The organism is Azospirillum sp. TSH100 (assembly GCF_004923295.1).
Taxonomy (GTDB): domain Bacteria; phylum Pseudomonadota; class Alphaproteobacteria; order Azospirillales; family Azospirillaceae; genus Azospirillum.
This window is the reverse complement of the sequence record NZ_CP039634.1, coordinates 287622-305700: the sequence shown is the minus strand read 5'-3', so window position 1 is coordinate 305700 and position 18079 is coordinate 287622. Positions and strand designations below refer to the sequence as shown.

At 65.9% G+C, this 18079-nt stretch carries 16 protein-coding genes, 1 tRNA gene and 1 pseudogene; 11 read left to right on the top strand and 7 right to left on the bottom strand.

Going from position 1 to position 18079, the window contains the following annotated elements:
• Window positions 1–61 precede the first annotated feature (61 nt).
• The 4 genes from phbB to E6C72_RS01500 all read left to right on the top strand — a co-directional run bounded on the left by phbB (window position 62) and on the right by E6C72_RS01500 (window position 3188).
• Complete coding sequence (phbB, locus tag E6C72_RS01515) at window positions 62–784, top strand: acetoacetyl-CoA reductase (protein WP_063635164.1); 723 nt, start codon at window positions 62–64, stop codon at window positions 782–784.
• A gap of 174 nt (window positions 785–958) precedes the next feature.
• Complete coding sequence (locus E6C72_RS01510; protein WP_109865340.1) at window positions 959–1231, top strand: type II toxin-antitoxin system ParD family antitoxin; 273 nt, start codon at window positions 959–961, stop codon at window positions 1229–1231.
• A complete protein-coding gene (locus E6C72_RS01505; protein WP_136700626.1) occupies window positions 1218–1568 on the top strand; it encodes a type II toxin-antitoxin system RelE/ParE family toxin in 351 nt (116 codons plus the stop codon). Before E6C72_RS01510 ends, E6C72_RS01505 begins: the two co-directional genes overlap by 14 nt.
• Before the next feature lie 108 nt (window positions 1569–1676).
• Window positions 1677–3188: a UbiD family decarboxylase gene (locus E6C72_RS01500; protein ID WP_109865338.1), complete on the top strand. Its 1512-nt coding sequence runs from the start codon at window positions 1677–1679 to the stop codon at window positions 3186–3188.
• Between the two features lie 42 nt (window positions 3189–3230).
• Here E6C72_RS01500 and E6C72_RS01495 read toward each other — a convergent pair whose 3' ends face one another.
• The 5 genes from E6C72_RS01495 to E6C72_RS01475 all read right to left on the bottom strand — a co-directional run bounded on the left by E6C72_RS01495 (window position 3231) and on the right by E6C72_RS01475 (window position 6297).
• A complete protein-coding gene (locus tag E6C72_RS01495; protein ID WP_109865337.1) occupies window positions 3231–3614 on the bottom strand; it encodes a gamma-butyrobetaine hydroxylase-like domain-containing protein in 384 nt (127 codons plus the stop codon).
• Window positions 3611–3841 carry a Trm112 family protein gene (locus tag E6C72_RS01490; protein WP_109865336.1) on the bottom strand — a complete coding sequence of 77 codons (231 nt, stop codon included), beginning with the start codon at window positions 3839–3841 and terminating at the stop codon, window positions 3611–3613. Before E6C72_RS01490 ends, E6C72_RS01495 begins: the two co-directional genes overlap by 4 nt.
• A 46-nt stretch (window positions 3842–3887) precedes the next feature.
• Window positions 3888–4568: an LON peptidase substrate-binding domain-containing protein gene (locus E6C72_RS01485; RefSeq protein WP_169055119.1), complete on the bottom strand. Its 681-nt coding sequence runs from the start codon at window positions 4566–4568 to the stop codon at window positions 3888–3890.
• A 58-nt stretch (window positions 4569–4626) separates the two neighbouring features.
• Entirely contained in the window at window positions 4627–5571 is a 945-nt protein-coding gene (locus E6C72_RS01480; protein ID WP_109865335.1) for a co-chaperone YbbN, read from the bottom strand.
• A gap of 165 nt (window positions 5572–5736) precedes the next feature.
• Window positions 5737–6297, bottom strand: coding sequence for a prolyl-tRNA synthetase associated domain-containing protein (locus E6C72_RS01475; protein WP_109865334.1), 561 nt, complete (start codon window positions 6295–6297; stop codon window positions 5737–5739).
• Window positions 6298–6442: 145 nt separating this feature from the next.
• Here E6C72_RS01475 and E6C72_RS01470 point away from each other — a divergent pair.
• From E6C72_RS01470 to E6C72_RS01455, 4 genes are all read left to right on the top strand, one after another.
• A tRNA-Gly gene (locus E6C72_RS01470) sits at window positions 6443–6517 on the top strand.
• A gap of 801 nt (window positions 6518–7318) precedes the next feature.
• On the top strand, window positions 7319–7987 hold the full coding sequence (locus tag E6C72_RS01465) for an RraA family protein (protein ID WP_109086718.1): 669 nt from the start codon (window positions 7319–7321) through the stop codon (window positions 7985–7987).
• A 71-nt stretch (window positions 7988–8058) separates the two neighbouring features.
• On the top strand, window positions 8059–9003 hold the full coding sequence (locus E6C72_RS01460; RefSeq protein WP_109086719.1) for an AEC family transporter: 945 nt from the start codon (window positions 8059–8061) through the stop codon (window positions 9001–9003).
• Between the two features lie 625 nt (window positions 9004–9628).
• On the top strand, window positions 9629–11326 hold the full coding sequence (locus E6C72_RS01455) for a methyl-accepting chemotaxis protein (RefSeq protein WP_109086720.1): 1698 nt from the start codon (window positions 9629–9631) through the stop codon (window positions 11324–11326).
• Window positions 11327–11436: 110 nt separating this feature from the next.
• On the opposite strand, the gene E6C72_RS01450 is transcribed toward E6C72_RS01455, so the two are convergent.
• Both E6C72_RS01450 and E6C72_RS01445 read right to left on the bottom strand, forming a co-directional pair.
• Entirely contained in the window at window positions 11437–12099 is a 663-nt protein-coding gene (locus E6C72_RS01450) for an elongation factor P hydroxylase (RefSeq protein ID WP_109086721.1), read from the bottom strand.
• A gap of 160 nt (window positions 12100–12259) precedes the next feature.
• Window positions 12260–14269 carry a methyl-accepting chemotaxis protein gene (locus E6C72_RS01445; RefSeq protein ID WP_109086722.1) on the bottom strand — a complete coding sequence of 670 codons (2010 nt, stop codon included), beginning with the start codon at window positions 14267–14269 and terminating at the stop codon, window positions 12260–12262.
• 422 nt (window positions 14270–14691) lie between these two features.
• Between E6C72_RS01445 and E6C72_RS01440 the strand changes: the two genes are divergently transcribed.
• From E6C72_RS01440 to E6C72_RS32515, 3 genes and pseudogenes are all read left to right on the top strand, one after another.
• Window positions 14692–15813 carry a glycosyltransferase family 2 protein gene (locus E6C72_RS01440; RefSeq protein WP_109086723.1) on the top strand — a complete coding sequence of 374 codons (1122 nt, stop codon included), beginning with the start codon at window positions 14692–14694 and terminating at the stop codon, window positions 15811–15813.
• The gene (locus E6C72_RS01435; RefSeq protein WP_109086724.1) at window positions 15810–17555 is read left to right on the top strand and encodes a glycosyltransferase family 39 protein; all 1746 of its coding nucleotides are present in this window, start codon (window positions 15810–15812) and stop codon (window positions 17553–17555) included. The genes E6C72_RS01440 and E6C72_RS01435 overlap by 4 nt, the downstream gene beginning before the upstream one ends.
• Window positions 17556–17724: 169 nt before the next feature.
• Window positions 17725–18021 (top strand): annotated as a pseudogene (locus E6C72_RS32515) (serine hydrolase); the annotation flags it as partial.
• Window positions 18022–18079: the final 58 nt, after the last annotated feature.

Sequence of the window (18079 nt, the reverse complement as noted above, 5' to 3'; positions counted from 1 at the left end):
TGCCCAACAATAAAAATCCAAAGAAACCAACCAACCATCACTAAATCTGGGGAGAAGAACTATGGCTCGTGTTGCAGTCGTCACTGGTGGCACCCGCGGCATCGGCGAGGCGGTTGCCGTCGCCCTGAAGAATGCCGGCTACAAGGTCGCCGCCAACTATGCCGGCAACGATCAGGCGGCCGAGGAGTTCACCGCCCGCACCGGCATCCCGACCTACAAGTTCGACGTCGCGGATTTCGACGCCTGCAAGAAGGGTATCGCCGCGATCGAGTCCGACCTGGGCCCGGTCGATGTGCTCATCAACAATGCCGGCATCACCCGTGACGGCGTGATGCACCGCATGACCTACGACCAGTGGGAGAAGGTGATCCACACCAACCTGTCCTCCTGCTTCAACATGTGCCGCAACGTCATCGACGGCATGCGCGAGCGCGGTTTCGGCCGCATCGTCAACATCGGCTCGGTGAACGGCCAGGCCGGCCAGTACGGTCAGGTCAACTACGCCGCGGCGAAGTCCGGCATCCACGGCTTCACCAAGGCGCTGGCGCAGGAGAGCGCCGCCAAGGGCATCACCGTCAACGCCATCGCCCCCGGCTACATCGACACCGACATGGTGCGCGCAGTTCCGGCCAACGTGCTGGAGAAGATCGTCGCCCGCATCCCGGTCGGCCGCCTGGGCCGCGCGTCGGAGATCGCCAAGGCCGTGCTGTACCTTGTCGATGACGACAACGGCTTCATGACCGGCTCGACCCTGTCGGTCAACGGCGGCCAGCACATGTACTGATCCTGGACCGGGTCTCGCACCCTGGTTCCTGAGTGGTGACGGAGCCCCTTTCCCGCGCCCGGCCGGACCTCTGGTCCACTGGGGGTGGGGGAGGGGTTTTGTTTTGGGGCGGGCGGGGTCTGGTTCTTGCTCTTGGTATGACCCAGTAGTGCCGTCTGGCGCTGGGGGTGACCCATGACCGTGAAGACTTCGATTTCCCTCACCGACGAGCAGGAAGCCTACGCGCGCAGCCTCGTCGAAGCAGGGCATTATCCAAGCCTCAGCGCCGTCATCCAGCAGGGCCTTGAGGTGCTACGCCACGAGACGGAAGCCCGTGATTTGGAGCTTGAAGCTCTCCGGCTGCTGATCGACCAGCGCCTTGCCGGTCCCTTTATCGATGTGGATGAGGGGATCGCGGACATCCACGCGATGCTGGAGCGCAAGAGGAAAGCACGTGCAGCGCAATAAGGTGCGATATGCGCCGATAGTCACTCGGGACTTCGACTGCATCGAAGGCTATCTGTTTCAGGCTTACCTGGATTTGGGGGACGACTCTGAAAGAGCGGCCAGAAGGGCGGCGCGCCGCGTTCCCGAGGCGCCCGATTACCTTCGGACATGTGCAACCCATTCCGATCGCGGCACGGAACATCCGGAAATCCGACCGGACATCCGGACGGTGACGAGCAACAAGTTCACATTCTATTTCAGTATCGACGATGTGCTTACCGAAGTGTTGATCGTCGCCGTGTTCTTCGGTGGCGTCAATCACCGGCGGCAGATTGTTGACCGGCTTGGGAGCCGATGACCGGGGAGACAATTCTCCGCATTTCCACCCCGCCGCACTTGACGGACCGGCCGCCGAGTTGAAGGTTATCGTCCGTTTCGGACGTACCACCACATCGGACACCCTGCGATGCCCTACACCTCGTTGCGTGACTTCATCGACCGGCTGGAGAAGGCGGGGCGGCTGGTGGTGGTGAAGGAGCCGGTGTCCACCGTTCTGGAGATGACAGAGATCCAGACCCGCCTGCTCGCCGAGAATGGCCCGGCGGTGCTGTTCGAGAACGTCATCAAGGCCGACGGCACCCGCTCGGAGATGCCGGTGCTGGTCAACCTGTTCGGCACGGTGGAGCGGGTCGCCTGGGGCATGGACCGCGAGCCGCACCAGCTGCGCGCGGTTGGCGAGACCCTGGCCTTCCTCAAGCAGCCGGAGCCGCCGGGCGGCTTCCGCGAGGCGCTGGAACTGATCCCGCTCGCCAAGACCGTGCTGTCGATGAAGCCGAAGACGGTCGGCTCGGCCCCTTGCCAGGAGGTCGTGCTGACCGGCGACGACATCGACCTCGGCCGCCTGCCGGTGCAGAGCTGCTGGCCGGGCGAGCCGGCGCCGCTGATCACCTGGCCGCTGGTGGTGACCAAGGGACCGACGGGCAAGCGCGAGGACGACTTCAACCTCGGCATCTACCGCATGCAGGTGTTGGGCAGGAACAAGACCATCATGCGCTGGCTGAAGCACCGCGGCGGTGCCCAGCACCATCATCGCTGGGCTGCGAGTGGGAAGCGCGAGCCGCTGCCCTGCGCCGTCGTGCTGGGGGCCGATCCCGGCACCATCCTGGCGGCGGTGACGCCGGTGCCCGACACCCTGTCTGAATACCAGTTCGCCGGCCTGCTGCGCGGCAAGAAGGTGGAGCTGGTGGAGTGCAAGACGGTGCCGCTGAAGGTGCCGGCCCAGGCGGAGATCGTCCTTGAAGGCCATGTCAGCCTCGACGAATACGCCGACGAGGGGCCCTACGGCGACCACACCGGCTATTACAACTCGGTCGAGCCCTTCCCGGTCTTCACCGTCACCGCCATGACGATGCGCCGCAAGCCGATCTATCTGTCCACCTTCACCGGCCGTCCGCCCGATGAGCCGTCGGTGCTGGGCGAGGCGCTGAACGAGGTGTTCATCCCGCTGCTGATCCAGCAGTTCCCGGAGATCGTCGATTTCTGGCTGCCGCCGGAAGGCTGTTCCTACCGCATCGCGGTGGTCAGCATGAAGAAGGCCTATCCCGGTCACGCCAAGCGGGTGATGATGGGCGTCTGGTCCTTCCTGCGCCAGTTCATGTACACGAAGTGGGTGATCGTCGTGGACGACGACATCGACGCGCGGAACTGGAAGGATGTGATGTGGGCGATCTCCACCCGCATGGACCCGGCGCGCGACATCACGGTGATCGAAGGCACGCCGATCGACTATCTCGACTTCGCCAGCCCGGAATCGGGCCTGGGCGGCAAGGTCGGTCTGGACGCTACAAACAAATGGCCGCCGGAGACCAAGCGCGAATGGGGCGAGAAGCTCCACATGACCGACGAGGTCGTGGAGACGGTCAGCCGCAAGTGGGACCTGTACGGCCTGCCCGGCAGTGGAAAGCCGATCTGGAAGTAAGGTGAAATCCCTCTCGCAACCCAGGTTGGGAGAGGGACGCCATTACCGTCGCGGGTCGCGGCTCAGGCCCTTGGCCTGCAACTCTTCGAGATATTCGGCCCACAGGGCGTCCTGTTCGGTGCCGATCTCATAGAGGTATTTCCAGCTGAAGATGCCGCTGTCATGCAGGTCGTCGAAGACGATGCGGATGGCATAGTTGCCGACCGGCTCCAGCCGCATGATGCCGACATGGCGGCGCCCGGCCACCGTCTGCTTCTGGCTGGGGTTGTGGCCCTGCACCTCGGCGGACGGGCTGACGACGCGCAGGAACTCCGCCGGGTAGGAGAAGGTCCGGCCGTCGTCGAAATCGACGTCCAGCCGCTTCTCCTCCTTCTTCAGGCGGATCTCGGTCGGCCAGTGGACGGTGCCGAACCCGTTGTCGCTCATCGCGGCGACCCCGCCTTGTCGATGCTGCGGGCCTCGTCGATCAGCATGATCGGGATGCCGTCGCGAATCGGATAGGCGAGGCCGGCGCGCTCGCTGACCAGCTCCCCGCGCTCGGCGTCATAGCGCAGCGGACCCTTGGTCAGCGGGCAGACCAGGATCTCCAGCAGCTTCGGATCGACGCGGGCGTTGGTTTTCGCTTCGCTGCTCTTGTCCTCGGGCGTCGCCATCTCATGTCTCGTGGTGATTGGAAGAAGGGCGGTGACTGGAAGAATGTCAGTGCCTGGGCGGCGGACCGTCCCCGTCATGGCTGTCGAGAATGGCCATCTCCACCAGCCCGATCAAGAGCTTCCCGCGTTCTGCCAGCGTCGGGGCCTCCAGCAGTGCCTGTTTCTCGCCGGGAGTGAAGGGGCAGATCATCGCCAGCGAGTTGACCAGCCGCTCGTCCAGCGTCGATTCGATGGATTTCCAGTCGACCGACAGACCCTGGACCCGGAAATAGCTCTTAAGCGCGCCAAGCAGGCGGTTGCGGTCGATGTCGCCGCAGGGCTCGTGTTCCAGATCGGCGTGGAAGGGCCGCCAGTCGGGAACCACCCGCCGGTAGCCGCGGGTTCCCTCCACCTCCCGCCCGATCTCGAAGCGGGCGACGCCGGTCAGGGTGATCAGGAAGCGGCCGTCTTCGGTCTCGGCGAAGCTGGTGATGCGGCCGGCGCAGCCGCAGCCGTAGACCGCCGGTTCCCGCTCCCGCCCGGCGGGGTCGAGCGGCTGGATCATGCCGATCATACGGCCGCTGCCCAGCGCATCCTCGACCATGGCGAGATAGCGCGGCTCGAAGATGTTCAGCGGCAATCTTGCCCGTGGCAGCAGCAGAACGCCGGCCAGCGGGAAGATCGGCAGCATCGCCGGCAACTGGCTGAACTCAGGGTCGAAGGGGTTTCTGGTTGGGTTCGTGGTCATGCCAATCAGATAGAACCCCATCGCCGGTGGAACAGCCGTCCTGCGTCCGGAAAAAACGTCAGCTGAACATCATGGTCGACAGGCGCCGGCGGGTCTTCACCGTCAGCGGGTCGGTCTGTCCGAACGCCTCGAAGAACTTGACGAGCTGCTTGCGGGCGCCATCGTCGTTCCAGGTCCGGTCGCGCTTGAAAATCTCCAGCAGCTCGTCCACCGCCGCTTCGCGCTTGCCGGCGGCGAACAGTGCCATGGCGAGATCGAAGCGAGCGGCATGGTCGTTCGGGTCGTGGGCGACCTTCTCCATCAGCTCCGGGATCGGGCCGGCGTTGGAGGCCTGCTCCGCCACCTCCAGCGAGGCGCGGACATTGGCCAGCTCCTTGTCCTTGGCGATGGCTTCCGGGGCCTGGGCCAGCATCTGCTTGGCGTTTTCCAGGTCGCCGGCGGCGATCAGGCAGCGGACGATGCCGGCATAGGCCTGGGCGTTCTCCGGCTCGGCCTGCAGGATCTGGCTGTAGAGGTCCAGCGCGCCCTGAAGGTCGCCGCCCTCCATCAACTCCTTGGCCTGGGCGAAGGCCTCGTCCAGCATGTCATCGCCGCCGACACCAGCCTGCTTGGCCAGCGCCACCAGCTTGTCGACGAAGGCCTTCACCTGCGATTCGGGCAGGGCGCCCATGAAGCCGTCGACCGGACGGCCCTGGAAGAAGGCGTAGACCGCCGGGATCGACTGCACGCGCAGCTGCGAGGCGATCATCGGGTTGGCGTCGGTGTCGATCTTCACCAGGCGCACCGCGCCTTTGGCGGCGCGCACCACCTTCTCGATGATCGGGCCCAGCTGTTTGCAGGGGCCGCACCAGGGTGCCCAGAAATCGACGATCACCGGAACGTCGCGTGAGGCCTCGATCACGTCGGCCATGAAGGCGCGGTCGCTGCTGTCCTTGACGACGTCAGCGGCACCGGCGGCGGGAGCGGCGGGCTTTGACCCGTTGGCAGGGGGCATGGAGAACATGGCGTGTTTCGGTCCCGTTGGTGATGCCTGGCCCATTAGGACATCCCGGTGGGCCATGAAGTTGCCGATCCGGCCCTCTCCGGGTCCGAACCGTCGTCGTTGCCGACATATGTGAGCGCGCGGGGCGGCTCAAGCAAGCATTGCGTCGAAACCGCGTGGCGCCCGTCACTCCTGCGGACGGCCGAACTCGACGATAGCCGGCTCGTGCCCGCAGGCGCGGATGAAGCGCAGCAGGTCGTCCCGCGGGATCGCGGTGGTGCGGTCGTTCAGCAGCGGATGATAGTTCAGCAGGTCATGCTCCATCATCGCCTGCTGCAGGACCACGCGCACCTTGTGTTCCGTGTCGTTCACCAGGGCGAAGGGTGTCACCGATCCCGGCCGGATGCCGAGGAAGCGCCACAGCCGCTCAGCCGAGGCGAAGGACAGCCGCGCCGATCCGATGACCTTGTCCAGCCTGTTCAGGTCGACCTTGGCATCCTCAAGGGCCACCACCAGCCAGTGCTGCTCCTTTTTGTCCTTCAGGAACAGGTTCTTGCAATGGCCGCCGGGCAGGGCGCCGCGCAGGGCCTTGCTCTCCTCCACCGTATGCAGCGGCGGGTGGCTGTGCGTGGTCGCCCGGATGCCCAGCGCGTCGAGCCGCGCCAGCAGTTGCTCCGGCGAGGTTGGCAGCGGCGCGTCCCCATCTGGAAGGGAGGCGTCCGGAAGGGAGGTCGATGCGGTGTCCATGACAGCCCTTGTACTGGGTGCTTGGAAAATCGTCCAGCCGGTGAAAAAAACTGAAACAAGGCGCTTGCATTGCGTCGGCCGATGAGTATAGTCCGCCGCACACCGCCGGACGGCAGAAACAAACTGCCGATTGACGGTACGGAGCGCGGGCGTAGCTCAGGGGTAGAGCACAACCTTGCCAAGGTTGGGGTCGAGGGTTCGAATCCCTTCGCCCGCTCCATTTTCATCCAGCCTTTATGCTGGAGTATGCGATCTCAAAAGGCCGGACCTTCGGGTGCCGGCCTTTCGCTTTTTGGCGCCTCGCTTCTGCCGCCTGGGCTCCCACCGCCCGTGGGGCTTCCGTTCCGCCCGCTGCAGCGGTTCGATGCAGGATGACCGGCCCGCCGGATCTGCCGTCTGGCGGCCTGCCCAGCTTTCAATTGCTGCAAAGCCAATTCCAACCGTCATGCAAGTGTAGTCAATCCTTTCGGCAGAAACGTGCCAGTGTCTTTCCGACGTCGAGGAGTGACCGTTCCGCGGGTCCGCAGTTGTATCCACCATCGTCCGACGTTGTTGTTTCACTGAAATTTCGCGCTTTGGATGCGTTGCGCCTTACAACAGCCCGGAAAGCGATGCGGAATTTCCCATGACATATTTACAGATTGTCAACCTCCTTGCGCCTGATCGCCGGGGCGGTTACACTTCAAAATCTAAATAAATGGCGCTTAAAGCTCCGGGGGTTGTGCCGAACGTTGATGATCTGCGGAAAAGCGCGCTAAAATTCTGAAACATTCCCGCGTGGGGACGTCCCGGCCATCGATCTTCGCTGGTCCGGCGCCTTTCCTTGCAATGGTGCCTGGTAAGGCGCGGGCCGAGGATCGGGATGGCAGAAAGCGTCGCTTGGTCCTGCCTCCGCCCCACCTTCGCCCAGCCTTGCCGGAAGCGGGAAACGGTCCGTCACGGAAGGGCATTCCGCCGCCGCACTTCGAACCGGACATCGCGACTCCGTTACCAGAACCAGATACGAAGAAAGGAAACCGCCATGGCTATGCAACGCTACCTCGTCGATTATCCCCGCCTGTCGACCGACGCCCTTGCCAAATGGTCGTCGGTTCCCAGCAGCGTCGCTTCCGACGCGATGAACCGCTGCCAGAGCATGGATTCTCGGATCAAGCCGATGGTCCCCGGCATGCGGATCTGCGGCCAGGCGCGCACCGTGGTCACCATGCCCGGCGACAACAGCATGGTTCACCATGCCGTCAGCCTGGCGGAGCCGGGCGACGTCGTGGTGGTGGCCGGTGGCGGCCTGGACGACGTGGCGCTGGCCGGCGAATGGGTCGTGCGCTGCTGCAAGCGGCGCGCGCTTGGCGGTCTGGTGGTCGACGGGTCGGTCCGTGACCTGCACGAAATCCGCGGGCTTGGCCTGCCGGTCTTCGCCAAGGGCGCTGTCGCCCGCGGCCCGCACAAGAATTTCGGCGGCAAGATGGACGTCACCGCGGCCATCGGCGGCGTGCCGGTCAATCCCGGCGACCTGATCCTGGGCGACGAGGACGGTGTGGTCGTGGTGCCGCTGGCCTTCGCCGAGGCCGCCCTTGTCCAAAGCCTCGCCCTGCTGGAGCGCGAGCGCAAATGGACCGAGCAGATCGAGGCCGGCGCCACCCTGGTGGACGTGCTGGGCGTTCCGCCGCTGGAGATCGTTCCCGCCGATTGAGCGGAACCGTGTAAAGGAAAGCCCCCGCATCGGCGGTTGTCGCCGACCCCGCCCCCTATGGTGCCGCGTCCATGTCGCTGATTTTCCAGATCGTCCTGCCGATGTTCGGCCTGATCGCCCTTGGCTTCTGGGCGGCGCGCTACCGTGGCTTCAGCACAGCGATGGTCCAGGGGCTTTCCCGTTTCCTCGGTATCTACGCGCTGCCGGCGCTTTTGTTCTCCAACATGGCGCGGGCCGATATTCCGGACCCGCTGGAATGGGCGGTGCTGGGCTCCTTCTATGTCGCGGCGGTCGCGGTGTTCCTGGTGGGCGGGCTGTGGATGCGGCTGGCGGGCCGGCGGGAGCAGATCGCGCCCATCGGCCTCGCCAGTTCCTTCTCCAACATCGCGCTGCTGGGGTCGCCCATCATCATGGAGGCCTATGGACCGACGGTGGCGGTGCCGGTGATGCTGCTGATCGTCTTCCAGTCGCCGCTGCTGTTCACCTCGGCCACCATGCTGGCGGAAACCCAGCGGTCGGCACGCAACGGAAGGGCCGGGCGGCCGGTGAAGGCGACGCTGGATGCGGCGAAGGCGACGCTGAGCAGCCCGCTGGTGGTGTCGGTGATCCTTGGGCTGGCCGCCAACCTCATCCATCTGGCGATTCCGCCGATGGTGATGAAGAGCTTCACCATGTTGGCGCAGACCGTGCTTCCCTGCGCCTGTTTCACGCTGGGGGCGTCGCTGGCGCTCAGCCCGGCTTCGGGCGCGGTGCTGCCCGCCACTGTCGTGGCCTTGCTGAAGACCGGCCTGCATCCGTTGTTGACCTGGCTGCTGGCCACCCAGGTCTTCGACCTGCCGCCGCTGTGGGTCGCCCCGGCGGTGACCGCCGCGGCCCTGCCGATCGGCATCAACGCCTATGTCTTCGCGGAGCGCTACAATGCCGGGCGCGAGGTGGTGTCGATGTCGCTGCTGATCTCCACTCTGCTGTCGCCGGTGTCGATCTCCATCGCCTTCATGGTGTCGTCGGCGGGCTGAAGGACTGCGAGAGCCTGCTCGCCATCATTGCCGACAATATTTTCAATACGCTGATTTTACTTGATAGCGCTATCGCGCCGCGTTGCGGGAGCGAAGGGAGATTTTCATGCCCTTTTCAGGGGAATGGCCGCATCCACCGCCATTGATGAGAGAGGGAAATCCTGTTAGCCTCTAATTGTATGAATTTCTAAGCATCACGATATCGGCAAGGCTGTGTCTTGATCTGGAATAACACGGAATATGAGAGTTTACCGTCATGCTGGCGGTGGCCGGACGTTTTTGATCCGGACAACAATAGGTCCGTCTCTTCTGTCGCATATCATAGTATGATCAAGATACTGAACTCTTCGACACCGAAGAAATTGCTTGTGAATTGTGTCAGATCAAAGACTTGCCCAAACACAAGCGCGTTAATCATTGAAAAAGATTTCCCGGGTCAGATGGCGCAGCGATGGCCGTGTCGGTGGGCAGGCCGCCTCGACGTCAGCCCCGGAACCGGCGCGGGAGTACGTCCCCGCAGGATTTCATCGACCGGAGCGGCGTTGCGCGGTAGCCGCACGTTTCTCCGCCCCAATGCCATGCCGGATCGTTCTCGCCACGGACTGCCGGCCGACGCAGGTGCCCCATGACCCTCCTCAACAACTTCCATATTCCCGTCAAGATGGCCATTCCGGCGACGACGGCGATCATCGGCATGCTGGTGATCGCGGTGCTCGGCTGGTCGGCGATCACCCAGCAATCGACCCTGCTCGACGCCCTGTTCAACCGCTCCTTCACCCGCGAAGCGGAAATCCAGGGACTGACCGACACCCTGACGGTGGCCCACGCCGGCATGTACCGGACCGTGATCCTCAGCAGCGCGAACGCCTCGCCCAAGGCGGTGGAAGAGGAGATGAAGGCTCTCAACAACCAGCTCGGAAAGCTGAAGAGCCAGTCGGAGGCGCTGAAGGGCGCCACCGCCGACACCGACGAGGAGGCGAAGTTCTTCGAGCGGTTCGGTGCCGATGGCGCCACCTATCTGGCGAAGGTGGGCAGCTTCCTCGACCTTCTGAAGATGGGCGTCGATCCGCTGGACTTCCTGCAGGAGGTCCAGGCCGCCTACACCCGCCTGCAGGGCACCAGCCGCGATTATCTGACCTACAAGCGCAAGGTTTCCACCGATGCCTATGCCGCGGTCAATGATTCGGTCGACCACACCACGCAGGCATTCATGGTGGTTGCCGGCGGCGCGCTGCTGATGACGGTCGGCGTCGCCCTGTTCATCGGCATGAACATCGCCCGCCCGATCGTGCGGCTGACCGACGTGATGGAGCGTCTGGCCCGCGGCAATCTGGAGGCCGACATCCCGGCCGCCGACCGTGGCGACGAGATCGGCCAGATGGCCCGCACGGTGCAGGTCTTCAAGGAAAACGCCGTCCGCGTGCAGGAACTGTCGCGTGAGCAGGAGGCGATGCGCCTGCGCAACGAGCAGGAGCGGCGGCAGGCGATGGCCGCACTCGCCAACGATCTGGAAGCGTCGGTCAAGGCGATGATGGGCGAGGTGGTGCGGTCGGCGACGTCGATGCGCAACGAGGCGAACTCGATGCTCGACAACGCCAAGCAGACCAGCCACCACAGCGACAGCGTCGCCCATTCGGTGCAGGAAGCGACCAGCGAGGTCGAAAGCGTGGCAGCCGGCGCCGAACAGCTCCGCGCCTCCATCGACGAGATCACCCGCTCCATCAGCCAGTCGGCGCAGCTCGCCCGCGGCGCGGTGGAGGAGGCCGGACGAACCGACAGCATCGTTCAGGGTCTGAGCGAGGCCAGCCGCAAGATCGAGGAGGTCGTCGGCCTCATCCAGTCGATCGCCGGCCAGACCAACCTGCTGGCGCTGAACGCCACCATCGAGGCGGCGCGGGCCGGCGAGGCCGGCAAGGGCTTCGCCGTGGTGGCCCAGGAGGTTAAGAGCCTCGCCAACCAGACCGCCAAGGCGACCGAGGAGATCGGCGCCGAGATCGCGGCGGTGCAGTCCGCCACCCATGCGGCGGTGGGCGCCATCCGCGCCATTGTCGGCACCATCCGTCAGGTCGACGAATCCCTCGGTACCGTTGCTGCCGCGGTGGAGGAGCAGGACGCCGCCACCCGCGACATCAGCGCCCGTTCCCAGCGTGCTGCGGTCGATACCATGGCGGTGATGCAGGAAATGCGTCTGGTCCAGCAGGCCGCCGAGACCACCGGCCATTCCGCCGGCTCGGTGCAGAACACCACCGAGGAGCTGTCGCGCAGCTTCAACCGTCTCGATCACGAGATCGAAGCCTTCATCACCCGCATCACCGCGGCGTGATGATGGAGGGCGTGAGGCTGAGGTAAAACGGAAATGCCCTCCCTCGCGGCGCGCAGGGGAGGGCATTTTTGCGTGGCGTCGGATTTTGCCGGCAATCGCCGGCCGAGCCTTTACCCTACCAGCACGCTCTTGCGCGAATCCGCCCATGCGCGCGCCGTCGTCGGGCGGCCGTCGGCGTCGATCAGGCCGCGGGTGAACAACTCCTCGGCATGACGGATGAAGAAGGCGGCGGTGCTCGGCCGCTCCCAATGCTCCATCCAGTTCTGCTCCAGGAAGGCCAGAATGCCCGGTTGGTCCAGTTCGACCTCCCACAGCACGCCGAGCAGCGAGGTCTGCTGCTCCTCATGCATGCAGTCCTCGAAACACAGCCGCTTGTCGGCGCGCGCTTCTTTGCGGGCGGTGGTCTCCGGGCCGGGGCCAAGACCGTAATCGATCAGCGTCCGCCGCTCCGGCGCCGCGCACAGCCAGTGCGCCACCTCATGCACGATAACCGTCGCCTCGACATCGGTGCGGATCACCTTGCCGTCCCACATGAAGGAGCGGCTGGGCGGCTCGTCCAGCGTGTCGATGCCATGGGCGTGGGCGAGCCGCACCGCGTCCGCCCGGTGGGCCGGCGTGTCGACTCCGCCGCCGGGCTCATCGTCCGGCCGCACGGGCCAGGTCGCGGCGATCCGGCGGAAGGCGGCCCGCGCTTGGCTGTGGCCGTCCAGATGGGCGTCGAAGGCGGCGACGGCCTTCGGCATGTCGTCGATGGCGATGGGGGTCAGGATCATGGCGCCTATGTGCCGAAGGGGGCGCCCCGGCGCAAGCGGAATGTAACCGCGCAAAGGAGCAGGGCTGTCCGGCAAACAAATGGCGCCGGTAAGACCCGGTCCATTCGGGTCCCGCCAGCGCCATAACTGTAATGGCAGCGCTCGAGTCCGGCACCGTTTCTTACGCGGCGCGCATGTCCGACAGGAAGCGCGACACGAAGCCGCGCAGGTCGGTCGCCTCATGGTTCAGTCCGTCGGCGGCGGTCAGCACCTCGCGCGAGGCGTCGCCGGTGGACGCCGCGGCTTCCGACACGCCGGCGATGTTGCCGGACACCTGCTGCGTGCCGCGCGCCGCCTGCTGGACGTTGCGGCTGATCTCCTTGGTGGCGGCACCCTGTTCCTCCACCGCGGCGGCGATGGTGGTGGAGATATGGCTGATCTCCGCGATCACCCGGCCGATCTCGGCAATGGCGCCGGCAGCCTGCCGGCTGATCTCCTGGATGCCCGCGATCTGGCTGCCGATCTCCTCGGTCGCCTTGGCAGTCTGGTTGGCGAGGTTCTTCACCTCCGACGCCACGACGGCAAAGCCTTTGCCCGCTTCGCCGGCCCGTGCCGCCTCGATGGTGGCGTTCAGCGCCAGCAGGTTGGTCTGGCTGGCGATGTCGGTGATCAGTTGCACCACCTCGCCGATGCGCTGGGCGGCGTCGACCAGGCCACGGACGGTGCTGTCGGTCTTCTCGGCCGTGGCGACCGCCTGTCCGGCGATGCGGGTGCTCTCGGCCACCTGCCGGCCGATCTCGGCGATGGAGGCGGTCAGTTCCTCCGTCGCGGCGGCCACCGTCTCCACATTGCCGGTCGCCTCATGGGAGGCATTGGCGACCGCATCGGCCTGCCGGGTGGTCTGTTCCGCGGTGGCCGACATGGTCTGGGCGGTCGCCTGCAACTGCGTCGCCGCTGCCGACACCCTGCCCAGCGCCGCCAGCACCAGCCGGTCGAATTCCTGCGTCAGGCGGTCGATGCGTTCGCCGCGGCTGCGCTGCGCCTCATGGTCGGCGCGTTGGGACAGGGCAAGCCGGTCGCTTTCGATCAAACTGTCCTTGAAGACCCGCAGGGCCTTTGCCATGCCGCCGATCTCGTCGGCGCGCTCCAGGCCGGGAATGTCGACGCCGCGGTCGCCACCGGCCAGCCGGGTCATACGCTCGGTCATCGCCACCACCGGCCGCGAGAGCCCGCGTCCGATCAGCAGCGCCGTCGCCAGCCCCAGCACCACGGCGACCAGCGAGGCGATCATCATCCCGCCGCGCGCCTTGTCGATGAAGGCGCCGGTCGCCATGCCCAGGCTCTTCTGATTGCCGACGCTGGCCTCCGTCAGCTGCTCCGCCTCCTTCGCGATGGAATCGCCGACGGGGATCAGCACCTCGTTGACCAGCCGGTCGCGTTCGGTGGTCGCCTTGACCACGGCGTTGAAGCCGGAGGTGTAGACGCGCAGCATGGCGGTATAGGACATCGCCATCTTGCGGCGGTCCATGTCGGTCAGCTTCGCCATCATCGCGCCGCCGCGGCTGGCGGCATCGGTGAACTGGGATCGGGTCTGGCTGGCCAGCGCCGGGGAGCCATCGACATTGTAGCGCGTCGCCGAAATCCGCGCCGACAGCATGTGGCGCAACGCCATGCCTGCCAAATAGGCAGCGTCGGTGTCACCGGCGGAGCTGGCGCTGTCCATGATGCTGTCGAGCGCGCTTTCCAGCCGCGGCCCGATCTCATCCAGTTCGGAGATGGCCTTGCTGCGCTGGGCCTGTAAATCCATCGTCGCGGCGAAAGCTTCCTGATATTGGGCGATCTCCTGCGCCATATGGTCGGCGGTCTGCAACAGTGCGGCATCGGTGAACAGGCTGCGGGCCTTGTCGATGGTCTGTGCCGCGTCCTCGGCGGTGCGGCGGACGGTGGCGCCGACCTCCGGATCGCCGGTCAGCAGGAACCGGGTCGCCTTCTGGCGCATCTCCAGCATCAGCGCCTGGATGCGCCCCAGTTCGTTGGTCTGCTGGCCGAGCCGCCGATAGGTTTCGACGGCACTGCCGGCCTCCGACAGGGCCGCGACGCCGATGCCGCCGATCAGCATCAGGAACACCAGAATGCCGGCGCTGGAAGCCGTGATCTTCGTTCCTACGGAAAAGCGATTGAACAGGCTCATGGCCGGGGCCTCCATCGGCACGGGGTGCTGTGCGGAACCTGAAAAGGTCAATGATTGCGACCTGTTCCACAATGCCGGTTTCAGGAAGCGTGCCACATGCCCTGGTATGATCGGCGATCACCCGGCTGTGCTCACCGATAACCGGGGAGACCCTGTGACTGGCGCAGGGAAACGCCGCCGTTCCGCTGGGTTGGAATAAACCGCAACGGGGGATGTTTGCCTGTTTCGTTGGACTGCGGGTGGCGGGCGTCCGGATGCTTTCACGGGCGAACAGGCCATTTTTTGTGCCGCGGCGGTCACAGGAGAGGCATTTTGAACATCCCCCCGTATCGTGATATATGCCGAAGGGCGCAGCGGCCGTCCGGGGTCGTCGCCGATCCCTTCATCTCCCGGTCCCTGACGCTTTGACCCGACGGCTGGCCATGTCCATTCCCGACGCGCCCCTTTCCGCGGCTTCCCAGGATGCCCGCACCGCTTCCGCCCGCCCTGCGGCCGATCGGCCCCCGGTGGACCGGTCCGGCCGTCCCCGGCGCGGCTGCCTGTCGGTCGTGATCCCCTTCTACAACGAGGGTCCCAACATCGACGCCCTGTTCGCCCGGCTGGTGCCGGTGCTGGACGGGCTCGACATGGATTGGGAGGTGGTGTGCGTCAACGACGGCAGCCGCGACGACACCGTCGACCGGCTGCTGGACGTGCATGACCGCGAACCGCGGGTCAAGGTGGTCGACCTGTCGCGCAACTTCGGCAAGGAACTGGCGCTTTCCGCCGGCCTGAGCCACACCACCGGTGACGCCGTGGTGCCGATGGACGCCGATCTCCAGCATCCGCCGGAACTGCTGCCGGCCTTCATCGCCAAGTGGCGCGAGGGGTTCGATGTCGTCGTCGCCGTGCGCCATGCCCGCGTCGGTCAGAGCCTGAAGCATCGGCTGTTCGCCCGTCTGTTCTACTGGGTCTTCGATCATCTGTCGGAGATCAAGCTGCCGCGCGAGGTGGGCGATTTCCGCTTGATGGACCGCCGCGTCGTCGAGGTCATCAACCGGATGCCGGAGCGCACGCGCTTCATGAAGGGCATCTTCGCCTGGGTCGGCTTCCGTCAGGCCGCAATCCCCTACGAGCAGGGGGAACGCGCCGGCGGCGACACCAAATGGGGCTTCGTCAAGCTGCTGCGCCTGTCCTTCGACGGGCTGACCGCCTTCTCCACCTTCCCGCTGCGGGTGTGGAGTCTGGTCGGCATGGCCGTCTCGGGTGTCGCCTTCGTCTATATCCTGATCCGCCTGATCCGCACGCTGGTCCACGGCATCGACGTGCCGGGCTATGAGTCTCTGCTGGTCGCCGTGCTGTTCCTGGGCGGCATCCAGCTGATCACGCTGGGCATCATTGGCGACTATCTGGGCCGTGTCTTCGCCGAGGTGAAGGGGCGGCCGCTGTTCATCGTCCGCTCCGCCCACGGCTTCGGCCAAGCGGATGGCCGGCATGAACGCGAGCCGGATCCCGTCGGCGACGCCGTGGGCGACGGAGCCCTCGGGCGGGAGCCGCGCCGATGAGCATCGAGACCCGTCTGCACACTGGCGACGGGGACGGCAATGACGGTGCCGCCCGCCGCCGCCCGCGCCCCGCCATCGCCGCACCGTCCACCGTCACGGCGAGCGGCCGCGCGCTGCCGCGTGGCGAGGCTGCCCTGTGGGACGGGCTGTCGCGCGCGCTTCTGCTGGGCGTGCTGATCCTGGCTGCGCTGACCTTCCTCAGCTATGGCATCAGCACGGACGAGGAGGTGCAGCACATCTATGGCAAGAAGCTGCTGTCCTACTATCTCAGCGGTTTCCAGGACCGGTCTGCCTTCCATTTCAAGGATCTGGCCTACTACGGCGGACTGTTCGACCTCGTCACCGCCGTCATCGTGCCCTTCTCCCCCTTCGAGGAGTACGAGACGCGGCACCTGCTCTGTGCACTGGTCGGTGTGCTGGGCATCGCCGGAACCTGGCGTTACACCCGCCTGCTGGCCGGTCCGCGCGCCGGCTTCATCGCCGCGGCGCTGCTGTCGCTGAGCGGTGTCTATTACGGCGCCATGTTCAACAACACCAAGGACGTGCCCTTTGCGGCCGGCATGGTGTGGACGCTCTATTTCGCCACACGCATCCTGAAGCAGATGCCGCGGCCCAGCCGCAGCGCGGTGCTCAAGTTCGGGCTGGTGCTGGGCATGACGCTGGCGATCCGCGTTGGTGCCGTGCTGGCCGGCTTCTATTTGGCGGTCGCCATGGCGCTGCATTTCGCGCTGGTCACCCGGCAGGAGGGGCACCGCTGGGCGCTGGCCGATGCACGGCGTGCCTTCCTGTCGCTGTGGCCGGCGATCCCGGTCGCCTACGCCATCATGGCGGTGTTCTGGCCCTGGGTGGTGCAGCGGCCGTTCCGCAACCCGCTGGAGGCGCTGCGCGTCGTCTCCCACTTCCCGATCGATATCCAGACGCTGTTCATGGGCGAGCTGGTCCATTCCAACGACCCGCCCGCCCTGTATCTGCCGGTCTATCTGGCGGTGAAGCTGCCGGAGGCGGTGGTGATCGGCGTCGGAGCCGCGGTGATCATGGCGGTGATCTGGCTGGCGCGCGGCGGCTGGCGCCGGGCCGGCGCCTTCACGGTGGTCCGCTACACCCCGCTGGTGCTGGCGGGTTTCCTGCCGATCCTGCTGTTCGTGCTGATGCGGCCGTCGGTCTACAACGGCATCCGCCATTTCCTGTTCCTGGCGCCGCCCTTCGTGGTGATGGCAGCCATCGCCGCCGACCGGCTGTGGACGCTGTCCCTGCGTGGCGGCCGGGCGCTTGGGCAGGGTTTCGCCGCCGCGATGACCGTGGTCGGTGTGGTGTACGCCTGGCAGTTGGGTGCCATGCACCCGAACCAGTACGTCTACTACAACCAGTTCGTCGGAGGAGTACGCGGCGCCGACGGCAAGTTCGAGTTGGATTACTGGGGCAACTCCCTGCATGAGGCGTTGCAGGAATTGATCGAGTATGTCGAACGCGAGAATGACGGCCACGCCCCGCCACGGCAATACACGCTGACGGTCTGCGGCAACACGCTGGCGGTGCGATTCGAACTGCCGCCCTGGCTGCGTCTGGTGAACGGGATCGAACCGGACTGGCGCAAGGCCGACTTTTTCCTGGCCTTCACCCAGGTGAAGCGCTGCCCGTCGCTGCTGGACGGACACCCGATCCTGGAAATCGCGGCGGACGACGTGCCGCTGTCCGTGGTCAAGGACCGACGCCCGCCCAGGGCCGAAATTCCCACCGAATAGCCGTCTCCGGCCTGCCAAGCCTGACCGGTCGGGCTGTGACTGGGCGGTTGGGGAGTACCCCGGCGGCTCCCGCACGGCCTTTCGCCGCATCGCCCTTCGCGGCCCTGTCCGCCTGCCGTGCGTCCGCCCACTCTCCGGGCCAGTGACTTGGAGCCTGGCGGAGGTGGGGATGCGGCGCGGGCTGCTCTGTGGCGTTTTGTGTCTGCTGCTGTGGAGCGTTCCGCTCGGGCAAACCGGGGCGATCGGCATTGACCGGGTTCCCGATCCCCTGGTGGATGTGGTGACCCGGGCGGTGGAGGAGCGGCAACCGCCGGCGGGCAGCGGCAGTCTGGTGGTCGGTATCATCCGTGATGGACGGACGCTGGTGGTCGGACGCGGCGATGCCGGGCGCCCGGATGGCGGACCGGCCGACGGACGCACCCTGTTCCAGATCGCCTCCCTGACCAAGCCCTTCACCGGCACCATCATGGCGGAACTGATGCGGGAGGGGCGCGTCGGCGCCGACGACCCGCTCCAGCGTCATC